General features: G+C 63.1%; 1 protein-coding gene. It reads right to left on the bottom strand.

All coding sequences use genetic code 11. From position 1 onward, the window contains the following. Positions 1–16: 16 nt before the first annotated feature. Positions 17–507, bottom strand: a 491-nt coding sequence (locus tag ACKAE7_RS21240; RefSeq protein WP_408980256.1) for a hypothetical protein, incomplete at its 5' end; no start/stop codon positions are given.

Here is a 507-nt window from a genome sequence, read left to right on the forward strand (position 1 = left end):
AAGCGCTCATACAATCTCATGCGGCGCTCTCGATGCAACGGGCGCCCGCTGCTGTGAGGCCATCGACGTTAAGAAGACCGATGTCGCGCAGGAAAGTGATCGAAGGTCCGAGCCGGGGATTCGTGAAGACCGGACCGTCGAGATCGCGCAGGCGGACCCTTCCGTTATCCGCTTCCAGCAGGAAGGTATAGTCACTCTGGTAGCGCAGCTTGCGCAAGGCGATCCAGAGATGGCGCCGGATTACACGCTCTTCGCGCAGCCGGCCGACGGTCCGGTCGAGCGGCGCGGTGAGCTGTTCGCCGAGATACCTCGTTTCGGTCAGGATCGAGCGGAGTATTGCCGAGTCGTAGCCACTGAAGCTCTCGGCGATTTGCTTTTGCCCTTCCCGGGCGCGGTTATGAAGTATGGCGAGAAGCCGTAGCGCGGCCCAGGCGTGTTCGGCGTTGCAGGCCGCCTCCTGACGGGCCGCTCTCATCAGCGCGTTCGCCACCACGAGATCGGCGCACT

Origin of the sequence: Pseudarthrobacter sp. NKDBFgelt, from assembly GCF_046097905.1 — a bacterium.
Classification (GTDB): Bacteria; Actinomycetota; Actinomycetes; order Actinomycetales; family Micrococcaceae; genus Arthrobacter; species Arthrobacter polychromogenes.